The sequence below is a fragment of the Yersinia sp. KBS0713 genome, from assembly GCF_005937895.2.
GTDB lineage: Bacteria > Pseudomonadota > Gammaproteobacteria > Enterobacterales > Enterobacteriaceae > Yersinia > Yersinia bercovieri.
Genome location: NZ_CP042173.1, coordinates 2341892 through 2361080, shown reverse-complemented (window position 1 = coordinate 2361080; position 19189 = coordinate 2341892). Strand labels below are relative to the sequence as shown.

Genomic DNA, 19189 nt, shown 5'->3' with positions numbered 1-19189 from the left:
GCCAATGGATGGAGTAAGTTCTATTTTAACTGGCAGGGAGGTGCCATTACCCGACAAAATGGTTATCAGGTAATGGCAATAAAGGCCGAGATTATGACGGGCTATCCATCGAACCGAAGCGACCACTGTTAAAGTCAGCAATAGCTTGGTTTATCTGTTGCTGGGTATTCATCACAAATGGCCCGTAACCGACAATAGGCTCATCAATAGGTTCGCCACTGAGTAACAGGAGTAGGGCGTCATTATTGGCCTCGATTGTCACGGCGCTGCCTGCCGCGTCCAGCAGCACCATTTCGGCATCACGGGCAATGGCATCACCATTAACCAGCACACTGCCCCGTAGCACGATCAAGGCGCTGTTCCAGCCTACAGGCAGGGAGAACTCAGCACTTTTCCCCTGATTTAGCCGGATATCCCAAACATTCAGTGGTGAGAAGGTGTGTGCAGGGCCATGTTCACCGGCGTAATCACCGGCGATAACGCGCAGACTACCGGCATCATCAGGTAACGCGACCTGAGGAATGCTCTCACTGCGAATGGCCTGATAGCCCGGCGCGGCCATTTTGTCTTTGGCTGGCAAGTTGACCCACAGTTGCACCATTTCGAAAGCCCCGCCACGTTGAGCGAAAGTGTTGGCATGAAACTCTTCATGCAGAATTCCGCTACCCGCCGTCATCCATTGCACATCACCGGGGCCAATAACGCCGCCTTTACCGGTTGAATCACGATGTTCAACTTCCCCGTGATAGACAATAGTGACGGTTTCAAAACCGCGATGCGGATGTTGACCAACACCCCGGCGATGGGTGGTCGGCGTGAAATCCGCCGGCCCGGCGTAGTCTAGCAGCAGGAAAGGGCTGAGCTGTTTGCCATGGCTCTGATAGGAAAACAGTGAGCGCACCGGGAAACCATCACCCACCCAATGTTGGCGTGGAGCACGATATATGCCTTGGACTTTTTTCATCTTAATCTCCTTACAACAGCATGAATAGGGTATAGCAGCCTTGCGGTACAACGCACCAGCTGCAAGTTGGAGAAAGTATATATTTGGGATAATCTATGCACTAGCTAGCAAAATTAGTCATCACTGTTCTATTATTGGAACAATAATAGTGATGACAGCAAGATAACCACGAGGCAGGCATGCAAGATCTCAATGATCTCTACTATTACGCCGAGGTCGTCGAGCACGGTGGTTTCAGTGCCGCAGCGCGGGTGCTGGGCTTACCAAAATCAAAGCTCAGTCGGCGATTAGCCCTGCTGGAGGATAGATTGGGGGTGCGGCTCATCCAGCGCTCAACGCGGCGCTTTGCCGTGACAGAGGTCGGGCGCACCTATTACGAACACTGCAAGGCGATGTTGGAAGAGGCGCGGGCAGCTCAGGAGTCAATTGATTTAACCCGTGCCGAGCCGCGAGGGGTGGTGCGCATCACCTGCCCTGTGGCGCTGTTGCAGACCACGGTCAGTAGCATGTTGGCGGATTTTATGGCCAGTTGCCCCTTGGTGACTCTCCATCTTGAAGCGACCAATCGACAGGTGGATCTGGTGGCGGAAGCTATCGATATTGCTATTCGTGTGCGGCCACCGCCGTTGCAAAATAGTGACCTGGTGCTGAAGGTGTTGGGCAATCGCTGTCAGTGCCTGGTGGCCAGCCCTGAATTGATCACCCGACAGGGCGCCGTCACGGCTCCTGCGGATCTGAGTGGCTGGCCGAGTCTCGGATTAGGGCAACCCCAGCAGGAGTTTATCTGGCGCTTAGATGGGCCAGAGGGGGCACATGCTGCTATTTATCACCAACCACGGCTGGTCACTGCTGATATGACCACTCTGCGCAGTGCGGCACAACGTGGTGTTGGGGTGGTACAACTGCCGGTGATGATGGTGGCCGAGCAATTGGCCGCGGGGTCGCTAGTTCGGCTATTACCGGACTGGTCGCTACGCCATGAGATTATTCATGCGGTATTTCCATCACGGCGCGGGCTGCTGCCCTCGGTGCGCAGTGTGCTGGACTATCTGGCGCTGCGTTTTAGCCAACTGGATGATCGATAAAGGTGTGCCGCCGGCCGCCACATGCTGCTGATAACGGCTCCATTTTTAGGGCCGATCAATGTTTATGGCGGTGGTGTGCATCGGGAAAATGGGGATGGCTGTGGGTGATTGGGCGGTGTTGATGGCGGTGTTGATGGGGCACGCCAGTGACAATGGGGAAATCATGTGAGTGGTGATGATGCTCGTCATGGATATGCACGTGATCGTGTTCCAACTCATCATGAATATGTTGATGCTCATGCTGTTCCGTCAGATGCAGCCAAATACCTATCGCCATCAGTAGACCCGCGAGGATCAATGGTAGCGTGACAGTGTCACCCATGATGACGGCTAATACTGCGCCTAAAAAGGGGGCAATAGAAAAATAGGCACCCGTGCGTGCGGTGCCGAGATGGCGCAAGCCAATCACAAACAGCGCCAGACTCACCCCATAGGCGAAGAACCCGACCAGCAGGGCAGCCGCCAGATTTGCCAGTGGTGGTAAAGTTGCGCCGAGCGCAAAAGCTAAGCTGAGATTCACCGCACCAGCCACCAGACCTTTGATGGCGGCAATCCAGGTGGCATCCGTCAGTGAAACTTTGCGGGTCAGATTATTATCGATGCCCCAGGCAAAGCAGGCACCCAGAATCGCCAGCGTGGGCCACAGGCCGGTAAAACGCGCCTCGCCCGGCCAGCTTAAAATGGCCGCGCCAGCCACAATCACCATCATGCCCAGCGCAATACGGCGGTCAAAATTCTCTTTGAAGGCGAACCAGGCTAGCAGGGCGGTGAACACCCCTTCGGCATTGAGCAGCAAGGATGCGCCCGACGCTGGCATGGCGGTGAGGCCAAGCATCAGTAGCACCGGCGCCACAATACCCCCCGCCGTAATCGCGCCGATAAACCACAGCAATTCGTTACGCGGCAGGTTAACGGCAGCTGCGCGCGTGAGCAGCCGATAGAGCGCTAAACCTGCTCCCGAGCCAAGATAGAGTAAGCCCGCCAGCAGCCACGGGCTGACGGTATTGAGCAGTTGTTTTGCCAGTGGGGTGCCGGCACCAAATAGCACCGCAGCGGTTAATGCTGCCAGAACACCCGGCTGCCGTACTCCATCATGCCATTTCATGGGGTTAACTCTAAGAATCACGAGGAGTGATAATTTTAGCGCAACAAAAAGCCGGAAAACCATTTCTGCATCAGAAATTCTGAATCAGAAAAGAGTCTCCGGCCATGTTAGCTTAGTTATCAACTGTCTGTTTATGGAACAACTCACGGAATACCGGGTAGATATCTTCAGGCTCCCGGATATGCTGCATGGCGAAATTCTCAAAATTTGCCTGTAAATCTTCATATTCACGCCACAGGGTTTGGTGAGCGCGGCGGGTTATCTCAATGTAGCTGTAGTAACGCACCATCGGCAGCAGCTGTTTTGCCAGCAATTGATGACACAGCGGTGAGTCATCAGCCCAGTTATCGCCATCAGAGGCCTGGGCGGCATAGATATTCCACTGTGCGGGATCGTAACGCTCCTGAACCACCTCATCCATCAGCTTCAGTGCGCTGGAGACGATAGTCCCACCGGTCTCTTGCGAATAGAAAAACTCTTGCTCATCCACCTCTTTGGCTTGCGTATGGTGGCGGATATAGACCACATCGACGTTTTTATAGGTTCGGCTCAGGAACAGATAAAGCAGGATGTAAAACCGCTTTGCCATATCCTTGGTCGCCTGATCCATCGAACCGGAGACATCCATCAGGCAGAACATCACCGCCTGACTGGACGGCTCAGGCCGTTTTTCATAGTTTTTATAGCGTAAATCGAAAGTATCAATAAAAGGCACACGAGCGATCTTCTGCTTTAACTCAGCAATGGCTTTACGTACGCGCTCCTCTTCCAGCAATTGCGCCGGTTCAGAGTTCTCCAACAGATGGAGTGTCTCTTCCAACTCCCGTAGCTCGCGGCGCTTACTGGCCGTCATAGCGGTGCGCCGGGCCAGTGAGTTTTGCAGTGAGCGAACCACACTGATATTGGCCGGTACCCCATTAGAGGTGTAGCCAGCGCGATGGGTTTTAAATTCTGTCAGCTGCTTATACTGATTTTTCTTCAGGTTAGGCAGGGCGAGATCTTCAAACAGCAAGTCAAGGTACTCATCTTTGGAGATCTGAAAGACAAATTCATCCTCGCCTTCACCGTCCTGACCCGCACTCCCTTGACCACTTCCGCTGCCACCGCCGCCACCTTGCGGGCGCTCAATACGATCATTAGTGACAAAATGGTCATTGCCGGGATGTACCCGGTGGCGCAACCCGCCACGCCCCTGATGGAACATTGGCTCATTGATATCATCAATAGGTATCGAGACTGACTCGCCACTATCAATATCAGTAACCGACCTTTTGTTGATGGCATCGGAAATCGACTGTTTAATTTGCGACTTATAGCGGCGCAAAAAGCGCTGGCGATTAACCATGCTTTTGTTTTTGCCGTTAAGTCGTCTGTCAATAAAGTAGCCCATATACCCCCCAAACGACTCCGCCTGCATTTTCCACACTGTTGCTGTGTTGGCTGCCTGCACTCACCCCAGTCACTTAGTTGGCTAAGCTCCTGGGGCCTCATTCAGTTGCCGCCTTGCTACCGGGTTATGACGATTTTCTAACCCGCAGATACCATTCACACAGCAAGCGAACCTGCTTGCGGGTATAACCTTTCTCCATCATCCGATCGACAAAGTCATCATGTTTTTTCTGCTCATCTGTTGAAGTTTTGGCATTAAACGAGATAACCGGCAATAACTCTTCAGTGTTAGAGAACATCTTCTTCTCAATCACCGTGCGCAGCTTCTCGTAACTGGTCCAGTTTGGATTGCGACCACTGTTATTGGCTCTGGCGCGCAGCACAAAGTTGACGATTTCATTGCGGAAATCTTTCGGGTTGCTGATACCCGCAGGTTTTTCAATCTTCTCCAGTTCAGCATTCAGCGCCTCACGGTCAAACAGTTGCCCGGTGTCTGGATCTCGATACTCCTGATCCTGAATCCAGAAGTCGGCATAGATAACATAGCGGTCAAAAATGTTCTGACCATACTCAGAGTAGGACTCCAGATAAGCAGTCTGGATCTCTTTGCCGATAAATTCGGCGTATTTCGGGATCAAATAGCCTTTCAGGTGCTCAAGGTATTTCTCCGCCACATCCTGCTGGAACTGCTCACGCTCGATCTGTTGCTCCAGTACATAGAAGAGGTGTACCGGGTTGGCTGCGACTTCAGCATGATCAAAGTTAAACACTCGGGAGAGGATTTTAAAGGCGAAGCGGGTAGAGAGACCGTTCATCCCTTCGTCCACCCCGGCGTAGTCCCGATACTCCTGATAAGACTTGGCTTTCGGGTCGGTATCTTTCAGACTCTCACCGTCATACACCCGCATCTTGGAGTAAATGCTGGAGTTTTCCGGCTCCTTCATTCTGGAGAGAATCGAGAAACGTGCTAGTGTTTCCAGGGTGCCAGGGGCGCAAGGTGCATGGGTTAACTCACTGTGATTCAACAGTTTGTCGTAGATCTTGATCTCTTCTGATACCCGCAGGCAATAAGGAACCTTGACGATATAGACACGGTCAAGGAATGCCTCATTATTTTTGTTATTGCGGAAGGTGACCCACTCTGACTCATTCGAGTGGGCAAGAATAATGCCGCTGAATGGCAGGGCGGATATGCCCTCTGTACCGTTATAGTTCCCTTCCTGAGTGGCTGTCAGCAGGGGATGCAGCACCTTAATTGGCGCTTTGAACATCTCGACGAACTCCATAATCCCTTGGTTAGCCCGGCATAAAGCACCGGAATAACCATAAGCATCGGGGTCGTTTTGCGCATGGTTTTCCAACTTACGGATATCAACTTTACCCACCAGCGCAGAGATATCCTGGTTGTTTTCATCGCCAGGTTCAGTCTTCGCTATCGCAATCTGTTCAAGAATCGAAGGCCAGACTTTGATCACTTTAAATTTAGTGATGTCCCCGCCAAAATCGTGCAGGCGTTTGGCTGCCCACGGCGACATAATCGTACCGAGATAACGGGTCGGGATGCTGTACTCTTTGGCCAGAATCGCGGCATCTTCTTGCGGGTTGAACAAACACAAAGGGTGGTCATTGACCGGGCTGCGCTCGCCATTGGCACTTAAAATATAGATAGGCACCCGCTGCATCAGTGCTTTTAGGCGTTCAGCCAGTGATGACTTACCCCCACCCACAGGGCCGAGTAAATAGAGGATCTGTTTCTTCTCTTCCAGCCCTTGAGCGGCGTGTTTGAGATAGGAGACTATCTGTTCTATGGCCTCTTCCATGCCATAAAACTCTTCAAAAGCAGGGTAACGGGCAATAACCCGGTTAGAAAATAGCCGAGACATGCGGGACTCTAGTGCGGTATCGACCATGACTGGCTCACCAATAGCCATCAGCAGCCGCTCAGCCGCATTGGCATAAGCACTGCGATCTTGCTGGCAGATGGTGAGGAACTCCTGCAGTGTGAACTCTTCGTCCTTGGCCGCCTCATAGCGTTGGCGATAGTGATCAAATATGTTCATAGCGATGCCCGTCCTGTTTGAATGGTTGGGAACATAAAATAGTAGTAGTGCTTTATTGGGTTAAAATTTTGAAACTACTACCTTATTGTTATGGTCGCGTCTTCACTAAAGGTCAAGTTAGCCTTAACCGACGATTTGCCACCCATAGAACAATAAATAACCATTATTCGGTAATTAAAGCTATTTTTTATTTCATTGTCAGTGTTTTATATATGATTAATTGAACTTATCTATTTGAATATCTCGTTATTTTATTGTGATTAAGGCGACGTAAATTTTTGGTTATCACCCGTCCAATAATTGATGATAACTTATACAGATAAGATGAGTGTCTAAGTCAGATGTGTAAAGATTTCGCCACTGGCAACCAATTGATTTACACTAAGTTAACTAATTATTTTTTACCAAAGGGATTTAATCTGTGAAACAGAGTTATCTAAAAGCGAAGCAAATAAAAACATTGGCTGTATTGGCAGCGGCTACGGCTGTTTGTATGCCGACGGCAATGGCGGGAACATGGTCTCTGGGGGCTTCTGCCTTAGTGAGTCCAGACCCTTATCGTGGTAAGAATGACCGCGTCTATCCGGTCCCGATCATCTCTTATGAGAGTGATAACTTTTACTTCCGCACCTTGGCTGCCGGCTATTACCTGTGGAATGATAGTAGCAACCGCCTATCAATCGATGCTTATTTCCTGCCGCTGCACTTTAAACCGGGTGACAGTGATGATTACCAGATGCAGCAGTTGGACAGACGTCGCAGCACCATGATGGCCGGTATGTCATATTCCCATATTGAGGATTGGGGTACTTTGCGTGCCGCCTTCTCGGGTGATGTACTGGATAACAGTGGTGGCTTTATCGGTGATTTGGCCTATCTTTACCGTTATAGCGTCGATAGCTGGACACTGACGCCAGGCGTGGGTGTGAGCTGGAGCAGTGGCGATCAAAACAGCTACTATTACGGTGTCAGCAGCAGGGAGTCTGCCCGCAGTGGTTTAGCGCAATACAACCCAAGCGACAGCTGGGCCCCGTATCTGGAGCTATCAGCTAACTACAATATCAATCCAAATTGGAATGCTTTCTTTACTGGCCGTTATATGCGTTTAGCTAATGAAGTGAAAAATAGCCCAATGGTTGATGCTTCATACAGCGGCGTGTTGTGGACGGGTGTTACCTACAGCTTCCGCTAATTTAGCGTAGATGATATTTGAGTCATAAAAAATCAGACTGCTGACAAACCCGATGGTGCGATCAGGAACGGAGAGGACAGGTAGAAGAGTAAAGCGTCCGCGCCAGGGATGGCGCGGCTCGAGCCTCCAGGGAGGGATTTACGGCGTCTTTACGATCTAGCTGTTCTCTCCGCAATCGGTACTTTGTCAATAACCTCAAATGGGGCCAGCATAGCGCCCCATTTCTGTTTCTAATAGCGGATAGTGCTATCAGCCATTTTTACGGCTGCGAATGGTCATGGCGAGACGTGCGGGGGCATCAGTAGTCGCGACCAAAGGCTGATTCACGCGCGCTGTTTCCACACAAACCATTGTTTTATAGCCATCATTTGGCATATCCACCATGCTGCTAGACAACTCAGCCCCTGGATTCCAGGCAACCACATCACTTTGGTGATGATGGTGTACTTCAATGGTGCGTTTCAACGCGGCATCTTTGATCAGGCTGTAGGCCTCTGGCTGGGTGTAGATACGGTCAGTTTGACCATTAAACACTAAGTCGCCTTGCTGTTTCGCATCGGCAATTTTCAGCACTTTATCGAGATAGCTATCACCCAAGCCGCTGATCTTAATCTGGCTTATATCGCCAATCTGGAAGTAAGTATGTAACGCCGCAACCGCCTGGTAATCGCCGTGTGATTCCAACTCCATTTCGCACTCTTCACCTAGCTTAAAGCGGGCAATCAAAGTGAATGGATGGGGCCAGAATTGACGTGAAGCATCACTGTCTTCCAGGGTGAAGGTCAAAATTACCCCATTCTCATTTTCATCATGGGCACTGAGGGTCCATGGCAGAAGACGTGCAAAGCCGTGGGACGGTTGTGCTGATGGGCCAAACCAAGGCCAGCATATCGGCACACCACCGCGAATAGCGATACCATCCTTAAATGGTGTGTTATTACTCAACCAAATAACAGGTTGTTCACCACTAGGTTGATAGGCCAATAAGTGCGCGCCTTGCAAGCTCACTGCCGCACGCACCTTCGGGTGGGAAACAACCACGATTGGCAATTCATCCAACTGGCGTTGGCTGATATAAGGTGAAATTTGTTCAACAACAGGTAGGGTGAATACTTTCTCGTTCATTCGTTTGGCCTTATGGGAAAGGGAGCTTGAGATCCATTGAACTTCAGTCTCTCGATAATATCACAGGCTTTAAATCTTGCAGCAAATGCAGGGCGTCGTTGTGGTAAATTATTGATATTGCGCAACTAAAATAAAAAAGCCACCCGAAGGTGGCTTTTGGCAGAGCTCGACATCAATCCAATTATTTGGAGATGTGAGAGATCAGATCCAGAACTTTGTTTGAGTAGCCAGTTTCGTTATCGTACCAAGAAACCAGTTTCACAAAGTTGTCATTCAGCGCGATACCTGCTTTAGCATCGAATACTGAAGTCAGTTTTTCGCCGTTGAAATCGGTAGAAACAACGTCGTCTTCGGTGTAGCCCAGAACGCCTTTCAGCTCGCCTTCTGAAGCTGCTTTGATTGCAGCACAGATCTCTTTGTAAGAAGCTGGTTTTTCCAGACGTGCAGTCAGGTCAACAACAGAAACGTTAGGAGTAGGAACGCGGAACGCCATACCAGTCAGTTTGCCGTTCAGTTCTGGGATAACTTTACCCACAGCTTTAGCAGCACCGGTAGATGAAGGGATGATGTTCTGGGATGCGCCGCGGCCGCCGCGCCAGTCTTTGTGAGACGGGCCATCAACAGTTTTCTGAGTTGCGGTAGTTGCATGAACCGTGGTCATCAGCGCTTCAACGATACCGAACTTGTCGTTGATAACTTTAGCCAGTGGAGCCAGGCAGTTTGTGGTGCAAGATGCGTTAGAAACGATCTCTTGGCCAGCGTATGCCTTGTGGTTAACGCCCATAACAAACATAGGGGTGTCGTCTTTAGAAGGACCGGTCAGAACAACTTTCTTCGCACCAGCAGCGATGTGCTTACGTGCAGTTTCGTCGGTCAGGAACAGGCCAGTTGCTTCAGCAACAACGTCAACCTTAACTTCGTTCCACTTCAGGTTAGCCGGATCTCTCTCTGCGGTAACACGGATGGTTTTACCGTTAACAACCAGATGGCCGTCTTTTACTTCTACAGTACCGTCGAAACGACCGTGGGTAGAGTCGTATTTCAGCATGTACGCCATGTAGTCAGCGTCCAACAGATCGTTGATTGCAACGATTTCGATGTCAGAACGTTCTTGAGCAGCACGGAAAACAATGCGACCGATACGGCCAAAACCGTTGATACCTACTTTGATAGTCATATATTCCACCAGCTATTTGTTAGTGAATAAAAGGTTGGTTGTAAAATTACAAAAACCTTACCGAGCGTCAAGCGGAATCGTGTCAATTATTGCTACAAATCAAACCAAGGTAGGTAGATTGAACATTAATCGCGCGTTTCCAGATACGATTAGCCTCATTTTTATATTGGGGCGAATTATTCAGTTTAAAGTGAGAATCCATAATATTTGAGATTTTTATCACATTTACACCGTTAACACCTCGATGGCATACAGTTTAGGACAATTTTAAATGCTTTGTTGTTAATTTTTTGTTATTATTAGACGTTGTTTTCGTTGACTTTATTCCCTGCCAGAGAATCGCACAAATGGCTAAAGAACTGAACCCCACAGAAAATATTGAGAAACTCTCCGATATTCAGCGGCATGTCACCCAGCAACGGGGGACGGAAGCGCCTTTTAGCGGCAAATTGCTGCATAACAAACGCGATGGCGTCTACCAGTGTCTCTGTTGTCACCAGCCACTTTTTATCTCAGAATCAAAGTTCGATTCTGGTTGCGGCTGGCCGAGTTTCTATCAGCCGCTTGATGCAGACTCTATCCGCTATGTTGATGATTATTCACATAATATGCATCGTGTGGAGATTCGTTGTGGCAATTGTGACGCGCATTTAGGGCATGTTTTCCCTGATGGGCCACAGCCTACCGGTGAGCGCTATTGCGTGAATTCGGCGTCACTTAATTTTGTTGACGATCAAAATGGCGAGCAAATCGCGGGCTAAATAGCCGTTAATGCCGCATTTTGGTGTGTGAAAAATCGATTCAGCTTATTATTCATTTAGCTAAGGATGCTCTGATGGAGCTTGAAGACCTGATTTCAGTGATGACACCGGAAATTTACCAGCGTTTAGCCCAGGCCGTTGAGCTGGGTAAATGGCCGGATGGTGTGGCGCTGACACCGAAGCAGAAAGAGAACAGCCTGCAAATGGTCATGTTATGGCAAGCACGTCATAACGAGGATGCGCAGCATATGAGTATTGGCACTGATGGCCAGATAGTGATGAAAACCAAGCAAGAGCTGAAGCAGCAATTCAGCCAGCCGACATTGGTTAAACTGAAACCAGAGTAGGGCACTGCCTGCAAGCTGATTGGCAAATGTAATATCTGTGCGAATCAATGGAGCCTATCTGGCTCCGTTGATGTTTATACCGCCAAGCGGTTATCCATGAGTGGGATTAATTTCAGCCACAAATTGTGCCAGCGTTTGTAAGTCAGCCCCCGCCTTGCTCATCACATCAAACGCTTGCTGGCTATCCTGCGGTTGTAAATTTACGCCGCGGCAACCGTCACTGATGACTGTGGTTTGATAACCTAAAGATAATGCATCTAGCACGCTGTATTTTACGCAGTAATCTGTTGCTAGCCCCATAATATACAAGCGCTCTATACCTTGCTGCTGCAACCAATCATCCAGCGCTGTTTTACTCCGCTGACCATTGTCAAAGAAAGCGCTATAGCTATCGACGTCAGGATCTTGCCCCTTGCGGAAGGTGGCGGTGATGGCCTTTTGTTGCAATTGCGGATGCCAATCAGCTCCCGGCGTATGCTGCACACAATGTACTGGCCACCAGACTTGTGACAGCCCATTCAGATCCCCGATAGTACCCGGCACCGCATTCGAATTGATGGCAAAGCTACGGTGGTCCGCAGGGTGCCAATCCTGGCTGGCGATGACGGCTATCTGTTGTTGCAGGCAAGCATTAATGGCCTGATTTGCAACGGCAATCACGCGATCGCCCTCGGTCACCGCCAGTGCCCCGCCGGGGCAGAAGTCATTTTGCAGATCAATTAAGAGTAAGGCTGTGTTCATTGGTGCTCCGCAGGATCACTGAGTGTCGGTTAATTCCCCACGCAGGTTTTGTTGCATTAACCGGCGAATGTCTTCAGGGGATAGAGATTGGCTCAACAAATAGTGCAGCTTGGTCAGTGCCGCTTCAACCGTCATGTCAAAGCCACTGATCACCCCGGCATGAGCCAACGCATTGCCGGTCGCATAACCTTCCATATTGACGCTACCAGAGATGCATTGCGTCAAATTGATCACCACAATGCCGCGCTCGCTGGCATTTTTTAACTCATCCAGTAACTCCGCTTTTTGCGGTGCATTTCCCACGCCATAGGATCGCAAAATCAGTGCTTTCACTGGCTGCAACAGGAAGTTACGCACCACAGCCCCAGAGATACCGGGGTAGATAGTGACCACGCCAATGGGTTGCGGTGTAATGTTATGGACGATTAATGGGCCGGTATTGAGTGGTGATTCAACTGATGCGATTCGCCGAATGTGGATACCTGCCTCGAGCAGAACGGAGAGATTCGGCGAGGCGAAAGCATCAAAGCCATCAGCATGGGCTTTCGTGGTGCGATTGCCGCGAAACAGTTTGTTATTAAAGAATAAACTGACCTCATTCACCGGGTGGTTGGCCGCCAGATAGAGGGCATTGAGCAAGTTGGTTTGCCCATCAGAGCGCAGCTCCGCCAGGGGGATCTGGGAGCCGGTGACAATCACCGGCTTGGACAAATTTTCTAGCATGAAGGAGAGCGCCGAGGCGGTAAAAGCCATGGTATCGGTGCCATGCAAAATAACAAAACCATCATATAAGTCGTAGTTCTGTTGAATATCATTGGCGATGTGCTGCCAGTCCTCAGGGGTCATATCTGAGGAGTCAATCAATGGCGCATATTCATGGATAGTAAAATCGGGCATTTCAGGCCGATGGAACTCAGGCATCAGGGCGAGTTGGCGTTGCAGATGACCCGACACCGGAATGTATCCGTTTTCCGAGCGTTGCATACCAATAGTACCGCCCGTATAGGCAACATAAATAGATTTCTTCTGCATGAGCAATGGGACCTGAAAAGAGACTAAATGAGATGGAGGGATTATAGGGAGACTGGCGAGGAAAAAAAGCCCGACGGATGCCGGGCTAAGTTATTTTATGCTTTTACTAGCGAACATCACCGCAACTGAGACATAACGCATAGCGGCTCTGTGGGTCATTTAGCGTATTAAGCAAGCTCGGCTGCTCTTTCACCGCTTGTGCCAGGGTAGATAGCGGCGCGGGTAACCATGCCTGAATAGCGGTAGGCAGCATCGCCTGAACTGACGCACTCATTTGGCCGAAAATTAAGTCACTTAGGCTAGGTTCATCAATAAACCAATTCAACTGCCACGTTTTCAGTTTCGCCAGTTCGGCCACTTTCTTCACGGCATCATCAAAGTCACCTAACTGATCCACCAGGCCATTACTTTTAGCATCAAAGCCAATCCACACATGGCCTTGGGCGATTTGATCCACTTGCTCGACTGTTTTGTGACGAGAGGTGGCGACCAGATCAATAAAGGTTTTATAGCCATTTTCGATATTGATTTGCATCATCTGCGAGAACTCAGGCGGCAAGTTTTTGGTAATGGAGATATCAGCCAGTGGTGAAGTCGCCACACCGTCGGTATGGACACCAATACTTTCGAGTGAATTCTGGAAGGTATTAATCACCCCGAAAATACCAATCGAACCCGTGAGGGTGCTTGGGCTGGCGACGATATAGTTAGCTGGGGTTGAGATCCAGTAGCCACCGGAAGCGGCCATGCCACCCATTGACACCACCAATGGCTTATTAGCCGCACGTAAGGCTGATAACTCAGAGCGAATCAGCTCAGAGGCGCTTACGCTGCCTCCAGGGCTGTTGACACGCAAGATAACGGCTTTGATTTTCGGATCAAGACGCGCCTGACGAATTTGTGCCGCCAATGCATCGCCACCGACGTTTCCTGGCGTCTGTGGACCATCCATGATGGCACCATTAGCAAAGATAACGGCTATCTGCTCGCCTTGCTGTGGGGCCGGTGCCGGTTGATAGTCATAAATACTGATGTAATTGAAGTCGTTGCTTTTTTTATCCCAACCGAAGGTTTTGATTAGCTCACTTTCTACCTCGGGTCGTGAAGCCAATTGATCAACCAGTTTGTTGTCCAGTGCATACTTAGCGGCTGAACCACCAGCAGCTTGTAATCCACTGATAACAGCCGCAGCACCGGGGAAGAGCTGCTCAGCGGTTAATTGCCGATTCGCAGCAACGGCGGTGAGATAATTTTGCCATAATCCACCAATCCAGCGGCTGTCCGCTTCACGGGCTGCCGGTGACATATCATCGCGAATCATCGGCTCAACCGCAGATTTAAAGGTACCCACCCGGAAGATATTAGTGGTGACTTTGAGTTTTTCTAGCAACGATTTGTAGTAGAGATTATTGCTGGCAAAACCATGCAGGTCGACGGCACCTTGTGGCGACAGGTAGATTTTATTGGCGAAGCTGGCTAAATAGTATTGGTTCTGATTATAGCTGTCGCCAATTGCGTAAATAGGTTTGCCACTGTCACGGAATTCTCGCAGCGCTTTACCGATATATTGCAACGAGGGCTGATCAGCGCCAGTAAAGTCGCTCAGTGATAGCACTATGCCATTAATATTATTGTCGGTTTTGGCGAGACGAATGGTTTCTACCACATCAAACAGCGAGTTTTCTTGTAATCGATTACTGGATGCCCCTAATAACTCGCGGCCCCACTGGCGCAACTTATTATTCACCGCCGGCTGATCAACCACCACGCCACTTAAATTAACGAGTAATGCACCTTTTACCGGCTCTACCGGCTTAGTTTGGAACTGTAGGTAAACACCGACACCGATTAAAATTAACAGTATAAGAAAAAGATTAAGAATAAATTCTCTGACAAAATTCAATAGACGCCAGGTCCACTTGAAAAAGCCAGAAAAAATTCGCCACAAAGTGTGCATGTTATCTCCAACAAAACGGTGCAAGTACGGCTATCCTAATGACCTGACGTACAAAAGTCAGCTTTAAATCGCAGAGAAACCTAGCCTATAGGTCAACACTGGTAACAAAACGACAACTTATGCTACCGTGCTGAAAATGAAAATCGTTATCAGGAGAAAATGATGGATGCGTTGGAACTCTTACTTAACCGCCGCTCGGCGTCTCGCTTAACCACCCCGGCCCCAGCAGGAGAGGCATTGGACCATATTATCCATGCGGCTATGCGTGCGCCGGATCACGGAACATTACAACCGTGGCGCTTTGTGTTAATCGAAAATGACGGTTTGGAACGTTTTAGCCAATTGTTACAAAAAGCCGTTGAACACGATGGTGGTGATGAGGCGGTATTGGCAAAGGCGAAGCAGGCACCTTTCCGCGCACCTTTAATTATCACGGTGATTGCTCATGTAACTGAAAACCCGAAAGTGCCCAACTGGGAGCAAGTGGTTTCTGCCGGTTGTGCGGTACAAGCTATGCAGATGGCGGCTTTAGCGCAAGGCTACAATGGCATTTGGCGTACCGGCTCCTGGACCCACCATCCGGTCGTGCGTCAGGGTTTTGCCTGCCGTGAACAAGATGAAATTGTTGGTTTCCTCTATCTCGGCACACCACTATTAAAATCTGCGACGAAAGTGACACCACCTGATTACAGCACTTTTGTCCGCCATTTCTGATTGTTATACGTTTTTCCCCAGTTATCTTTTGCAGTTTGTGGTTTTTATCGACGACAAGCTGCGTTTTCGCCTGCTTTGTGACCAACCTATCTGCCCAACAGCGGCTCTCTACTTACCAAGCCACGCCATAGGCGCTACCATAGGCACCCTGGATAGTTGCCCCATATGCAGTATTCCGGACTAAATAGTTTACTAATTGATTAAACTGCTTATTACTGACCACCAGACGGGAGAGTGTTATGACATCGCCAGCGATACGTCTTACTCAATACAGCCACGGAGCGGGTTGCGGTTGCAAAATTTCGCCCAAAGTGTTGGATAAAATTTTGCATTCTGATCAACAGAAATTTCTCGATCCCCGTCTGCTGGTGGGAAATGAAACACGTGACGATGCGGCGGTTTATGATATTGGCAGTGGCGTGGGTATTATCAGCACTACCGATTTTTTTATGCCGATCGTTGACGATCCCTTTGATTTTGGCCGAATAGCCGCCACCAATGCCATCAGTGATATCTATGCGATGGGCGGCAAACCTATTATGGCCATTGCGATCTTGGGCTGGCCGATTGATAAATTAGCCCCAGAAGTTGCACAACAGGTGATCGAAGGTGGGCGTTCTGTTTGTCAGCAGGCGGGTATTTCGCTGGCCGGCGGCCACTCCATTGATGCACCCGAGCCAATTTTCGGTTTAGCGGTCACCGGTATTGTCAGCACTGAACAGGTGAAGAAAAACAGTGCCGCCAGGGCGGGGTGTAAGCTATTTCTGACCAAACCGTTAGGTATCGGCATTCTGACCACGGCAGAAAAGAGAAGTCAATTGCGGCCAGAACATCAGGGGCTGGCAACTGCAACCATGTGTCAGCTGAATAAATCTGGCGCTGATTTCGCCCATATTCCCGGGGTGACGGCAATGACAGATGTGACAGGTTTCGGTCTGCTGGGGCATTTGAGTGAGATTTGTCAAGGTTCCGGGGTTCAGGCCACGCTGCATTTCTCCGCCATTCCACGCCTGCCTGCCGTGGAAGAGTATATTGCCGAGGGGTGTGTGCCGGGGGGGACAGAACGTAACTTCGACAGCTATGGTCATCTGATTAGCAAAATGTCTGATTTACAGAAAAAATTATTATGCGATCCGCAAACCTCTGGCGGCTTGCTGTTAGCGGTGTTGCCTGAAGCTGAAGCCGAGGTGCAGGCCATTGCCGCCCAACATGGTTTGATACTCAGCCCTATTGGCGAGTTAAGCGCGCTGGATGGTAGCCGGGCACTGATTGAGATTACACCGTGACCTTCTCTTTAACATATTTACGCGGTGAATGATGCGACTTTTTATTGCCGAAAAACCGAGCCTGGCGCGGGCGATTGCCGATATCTTGCCAAAGCCGCATCGTCGGGGGGATGGATTCATTGCCTGTGGTAATGATCAAATGGTGACCTGGTGTGTGGGTCACTTGCTGGAACAGGCCCAACCGGATGCTTACGATAGCCGCTATGCCCGTTGGTCGCTGGCTGATTTACCGATCATTCCTGAAAAATGGCGACTACAGCCACGGCCGTCAGTCAGTAAACAGTTGAATGTTATCAAAGAGCTATTGCGGCAGGCTGATGAGGTCGTGCACGCGGGTGACCCTGATCGCGAAGGGCAGCTTTTAGTTGATGAAGTCCTCGATTACCTCGATTTGGTTGCCGAGAAGCGGCAAAATGTGCGCCGTTGCCTGATTAACGATTTAAACCCGCAGGCGGTTGAACGTGCGGTGGAGCGCCTACGTTATAACCGGGAATTTATTCCCCTGTGTGTCTCCGCCCTGGCACGGGCTAGAGCTGACTGGCTCTACGGCATCAATATGACTCGAGCTTATACTATTCTTGGGCGCAATGCGGGCTATGACGGTGTTTTGTCCGTCGGCCGCGTGCAAACACCAGTATTGGGGCTGGTGGTGCGTCGTGATGAAGAGATTGAAGATTTCATCCCCAAAGACTTTTTTGAGGTCAAAGCTCATATCGTCACCCCTGCTGATGAGCGCTTTATTGCACAGTGGCAGCCGAGTGACTCCTGCGAATCCTATCAGGATGACGAGGGGCGGTTGTTACATCGCCCACTGGCAGAGCACGTTGTGAATCGCATCACCGGCCAGCCCGCATTGGTCACCTCCTATAATGATAAACGGGAATCAGAAACCGCCCCGTTGCCATTTTCACTCTCGACCTTGCAGATTGAAGCCGCCAAGCGCTTTGGCTTGAGCGCGCAACAAGTGCTGGATATTTGTCAGCGACTGTATGAAACGCACAAATTGATTACGTATCCCCGCTCAGATTGCCGATACCTACCTGAGGAGCATTTCGCTGGGCGTCATTCGGTGCTTAATGCCATTAGCATTCATCAGGCAGATCTATTGCCGTTGGAGGTGATGGAGAGTGATCGTCGTAATCGTTGCTGGGATGATAAAAAAGTTGATGCGCACCACGCCATTATCCCGACTGCGCGGGCGAGTAAAGTGAACCTGACCAGCGACGAGGGTAGAGTCTATCGACTGGTGGCACAACAATATCTGATGCAGTTCTGCCCTGATGCACAGTTTAGAAAGTGTGTCATTGAGCTGGATATTGCCGGTGGGAAATTTGTCGCTAAAGCCCGTTTTTTGGCAGAGGCTGGCTGGCGTACTCTGCTCGGCAGTAAAGAGCGTGATGAGGAAAACGAAGGTGCACCGTTACCTGTAGTGGCGAAAGGCGCAGAATTACTGTGTGAGCGTGGTGAAGTTGTTGAGCGGCAAACCCAGCCACCGCGGCCATTTACCGATGCTAGCTTACTCTCTGCCATGACGGGTATCGCCCGTTTTGTGCAGGATAAAGAGCTGAAAAAAGTGCTACGGGCAACTGACGGTTTGGGGACGGAGGCGACACGCGCCGGGATTATTGAGCTACTTTTCAAACGGACTTTTTTGTTTAAGAAAGGCCGCTATATCCATGCCAGCCCAGCGGGAAGGGCGCTGATTCACGCACTGCCGGATATTGCCGCGCGTCCAGATATGACGGCGCATTGGGAATCAACGTTGACACAAATTAGTGAAAAAAACTGCCGTTATCAGGATTTTATGCAACCACTGGTGGCGACATTGCAAGATTTAATCAGTCAGGCAAAACAGAATCAAAGTCGATCATCTCAGGTGTTCCGTGGGTTGCCAGCCGCACCCGCTGGTGCGATAAAAAAACGTAAGAAAACATCGACCAAGGCCAAGGAGAATAAGTCATGAGAACATGGGTAGTGCTGGGTTGTATTGGTTTTGCCTCGCTGATCTCCAGTGTGGCAATGGCTAATCGAAACAATGTTGATGTTGTTGTTCCATTACCACCGGAGGTTTGGAATAACTCATCAAATCGCAATACAAACAATAATCCTTGCACCCGCTGCTGTGTTTACCAAAACCAAAATTATTCAGAAGGTGCGGTATTGCGCATCGAAGGTGAGGTTTTGCAATGTGTACGTGACGCCAGTGTGGTTGGCACCAATCCACTGATATGGAAAAGATTAACCCGATAATAGG

Annotated in this window: 17 protein-coding genes; 8 read left to right on the top strand and 9 right to left on the bottom strand. The window is 49.9% G+C overall.

The features are described 5' to 3' along the window. Positions 1–91: 91 nt before the first annotated feature. Entirely contained in the window at positions 92–964 is an 873-nt protein-coding gene (locus FFE93_RS11035) for a pirin family protein (protein WP_054872617.1), read from the bottom strand. Between the two features lie 179 nt (positions 965–1143). Here FFE93_RS11035 and FFE93_RS11030 point away from each other — a divergent pair, with 179 nt between their 5' ends. Beyond that, the gene (locus tag FFE93_RS11030) at positions 1144–2049 is read left to right on the top strand and encodes a LysR family transcriptional regulator (protein ID WP_054872616.1); all 906 of its coding nucleotides are present in this window, start codon (positions 1144–1146) and stop codon (positions 2047–2049) included. Between the two features lie 55 nt (positions 2050–2104). Here FFE93_RS11030 and FFE93_RS11025 read toward each other — a convergent pair whose 3' ends face one another. The 3 genes from FFE93_RS11025 to yeaG form a co-directional block, all read right to left on the bottom strand. Further along, positions 2105–3154: a DMT family transporter gene (locus FFE93_RS11025; RefSeq protein WP_138775125.1), complete on the bottom strand. Its 1050-nt coding sequence runs from the start codon at positions 3152–3154 to the stop codon at positions 2105–2107. 112 nt (positions 3155–3266) lie between these two features. After that, complete coding sequence (locus FFE93_RS11020; RefSeq protein ID WP_005278619.1) at positions 3267–4544, bottom strand: YeaH/YhbH family protein; 1278 nt, start codon at positions 4542–4544, stop codon at positions 3267–3269. 124 nt (positions 4545–4668) lie between these two features. Beyond that, the gene (gene yeaG, locus FFE93_RS11015) at positions 4669–6603 is read right to left on the bottom strand and encodes a protein kinase YeaG (protein WP_005278618.1); all 1935 of its coding nucleotides are present in this window, start codon (positions 6601–6603) and stop codon (positions 4669–4671) included. Between the two features lie 493 nt (positions 6604–7096). Here yeaG and FFE93_RS11005 point away from each other — a divergent pair, with 493 nt between their 5' ends. Then, complete coding sequence (locus FFE93_RS11005) at positions 7097–7795, top strand: MipA/OmpV family protein (RefSeq protein WP_226713460.1); 699 nt, start codon at positions 7097–7099, stop codon at positions 7793–7795. 249 nt (positions 7796–8044) lie between these two features. Here the strand turns inward: FFE93_RS11005 and FFE93_RS10995 are convergent, their stop codons facing one another. Then, positions 8045–8920 carry a D-hexose-6-phosphate mutarotase gene (locus FFE93_RS10995; RefSeq protein WP_054872614.1) on the bottom strand — a complete coding sequence of 292 codons (876 nt, stop codon included), beginning with the start codon at positions 8918–8920 and terminating at the stop codon, positions 8045–8047. A 181-nt stretch (positions 8921–9101) separates the two neighbouring features. Beyond that, on the bottom strand, positions 9102–10097 hold the full coding sequence (gene gapA, locus FFE93_RS10990; RefSeq protein ID WP_032899016.1) for a glyceraldehyde-3-phosphate dehydrogenase: 996 nt from the start codon (positions 10095–10097) through the stop codon (positions 9102–9104). 347 nt (positions 10098–10444) lie between these two features. Between gapA and msrB the strand changes: the two genes are divergently transcribed. Further along, positions 10445–10858, top strand: coding sequence for a peptide-methionine (R)-S-oxide reductase MsrB (gene msrB / locus FFE93_RS10985; RefSeq protein WP_005279312.1), 414 nt, complete (start codon positions 10445–10447; stop codon positions 10856–10858). Positions 10859–10932: 74 nt separating this feature from the next. Then, entirely contained in the window at positions 10933–11205 is a 273-nt protein-coding gene (locus FFE93_RS10980) for a YeaC family protein (RefSeq protein WP_032899014.1), read from the top strand. Positions 11206–11295: 90 nt separating this feature from the next. Here FFE93_RS10980 and pncA read toward each other — a convergent pair whose 3' ends face one another. From pncA to sppA, 3 genes are all read right to left on the bottom strand, one after another. Then, a complete protein-coding gene (gene pncA / locus FFE93_RS10975) occupies positions 11296–11946 on the bottom strand; it encodes a bifunctional nicotinamidase/pyrazinamidase (protein ID WP_138775124.1) in 651 nt (216 codons plus the stop codon). Between the two features lie 15 nt (positions 11947–11961). Continuing rightward, entirely contained in the window at positions 11962–12978 is a 1017-nt protein-coding gene (gene ansA / locus FFE93_RS10970; protein WP_005279305.1) for an asparaginase, read from the bottom strand. A 106-nt stretch (positions 12979–13084) separates the two neighbouring features. Further along, entirely contained in the window at positions 13085–14935 is a 1851-nt protein-coding gene (sppA, locus tag FFE93_RS10965) for a signal peptide peptidase SppA (protein ID WP_054872612.1), read from the bottom strand. A gap of 162 nt (positions 14936–15097) precedes the next feature. Here sppA and FFE93_RS10960 point away from each other — a divergent pair, with 162 nt between their 5' ends. From FFE93_RS10960 to FFE93_RS10940, 4 genes are all read left to right on the top strand, one after another. After that, the gene (locus tag FFE93_RS10960; RefSeq protein WP_057647597.1) at positions 15098–15649 is read left to right on the top strand and encodes an NAD(P)H nitroreductase; all 552 of its coding nucleotides are present in this window, start codon (positions 15098–15100) and stop codon (positions 15647–15649) included. A 239-nt stretch (positions 15650–15888) separates the two neighbouring features. Further along, positions 15889–16935: a selenide, water dikinase SelD gene (gene selD / locus FFE93_RS10950; protein ID WP_049601669.1), complete on the top strand. Its 1047-nt coding sequence runs from the start codon at positions 15889–15891 to the stop codon at positions 16933–16935. 31 nt (positions 16936–16966) lie between these two features. After that, positions 16967–18898, top strand: a complete 1932-nt coding sequence (locus tag FFE93_RS10945; RefSeq protein ID WP_032899009.1) for a DNA topoisomerase III — start codon at positions 16967–16969, stop codon at positions 18896–18898. Further along, positions 18895–19185, top strand: coding sequence for a DUF1496 domain-containing protein (locus FFE93_RS10940; protein ID WP_032899008.1), 291 nt, complete (start codon positions 18895–18897; stop codon positions 19183–19185). Before FFE93_RS10945 ends, FFE93_RS10940 begins: the two co-directional genes overlap by 4 nt. Positions 19186–19189: the final 4 nt, after the last annotated feature.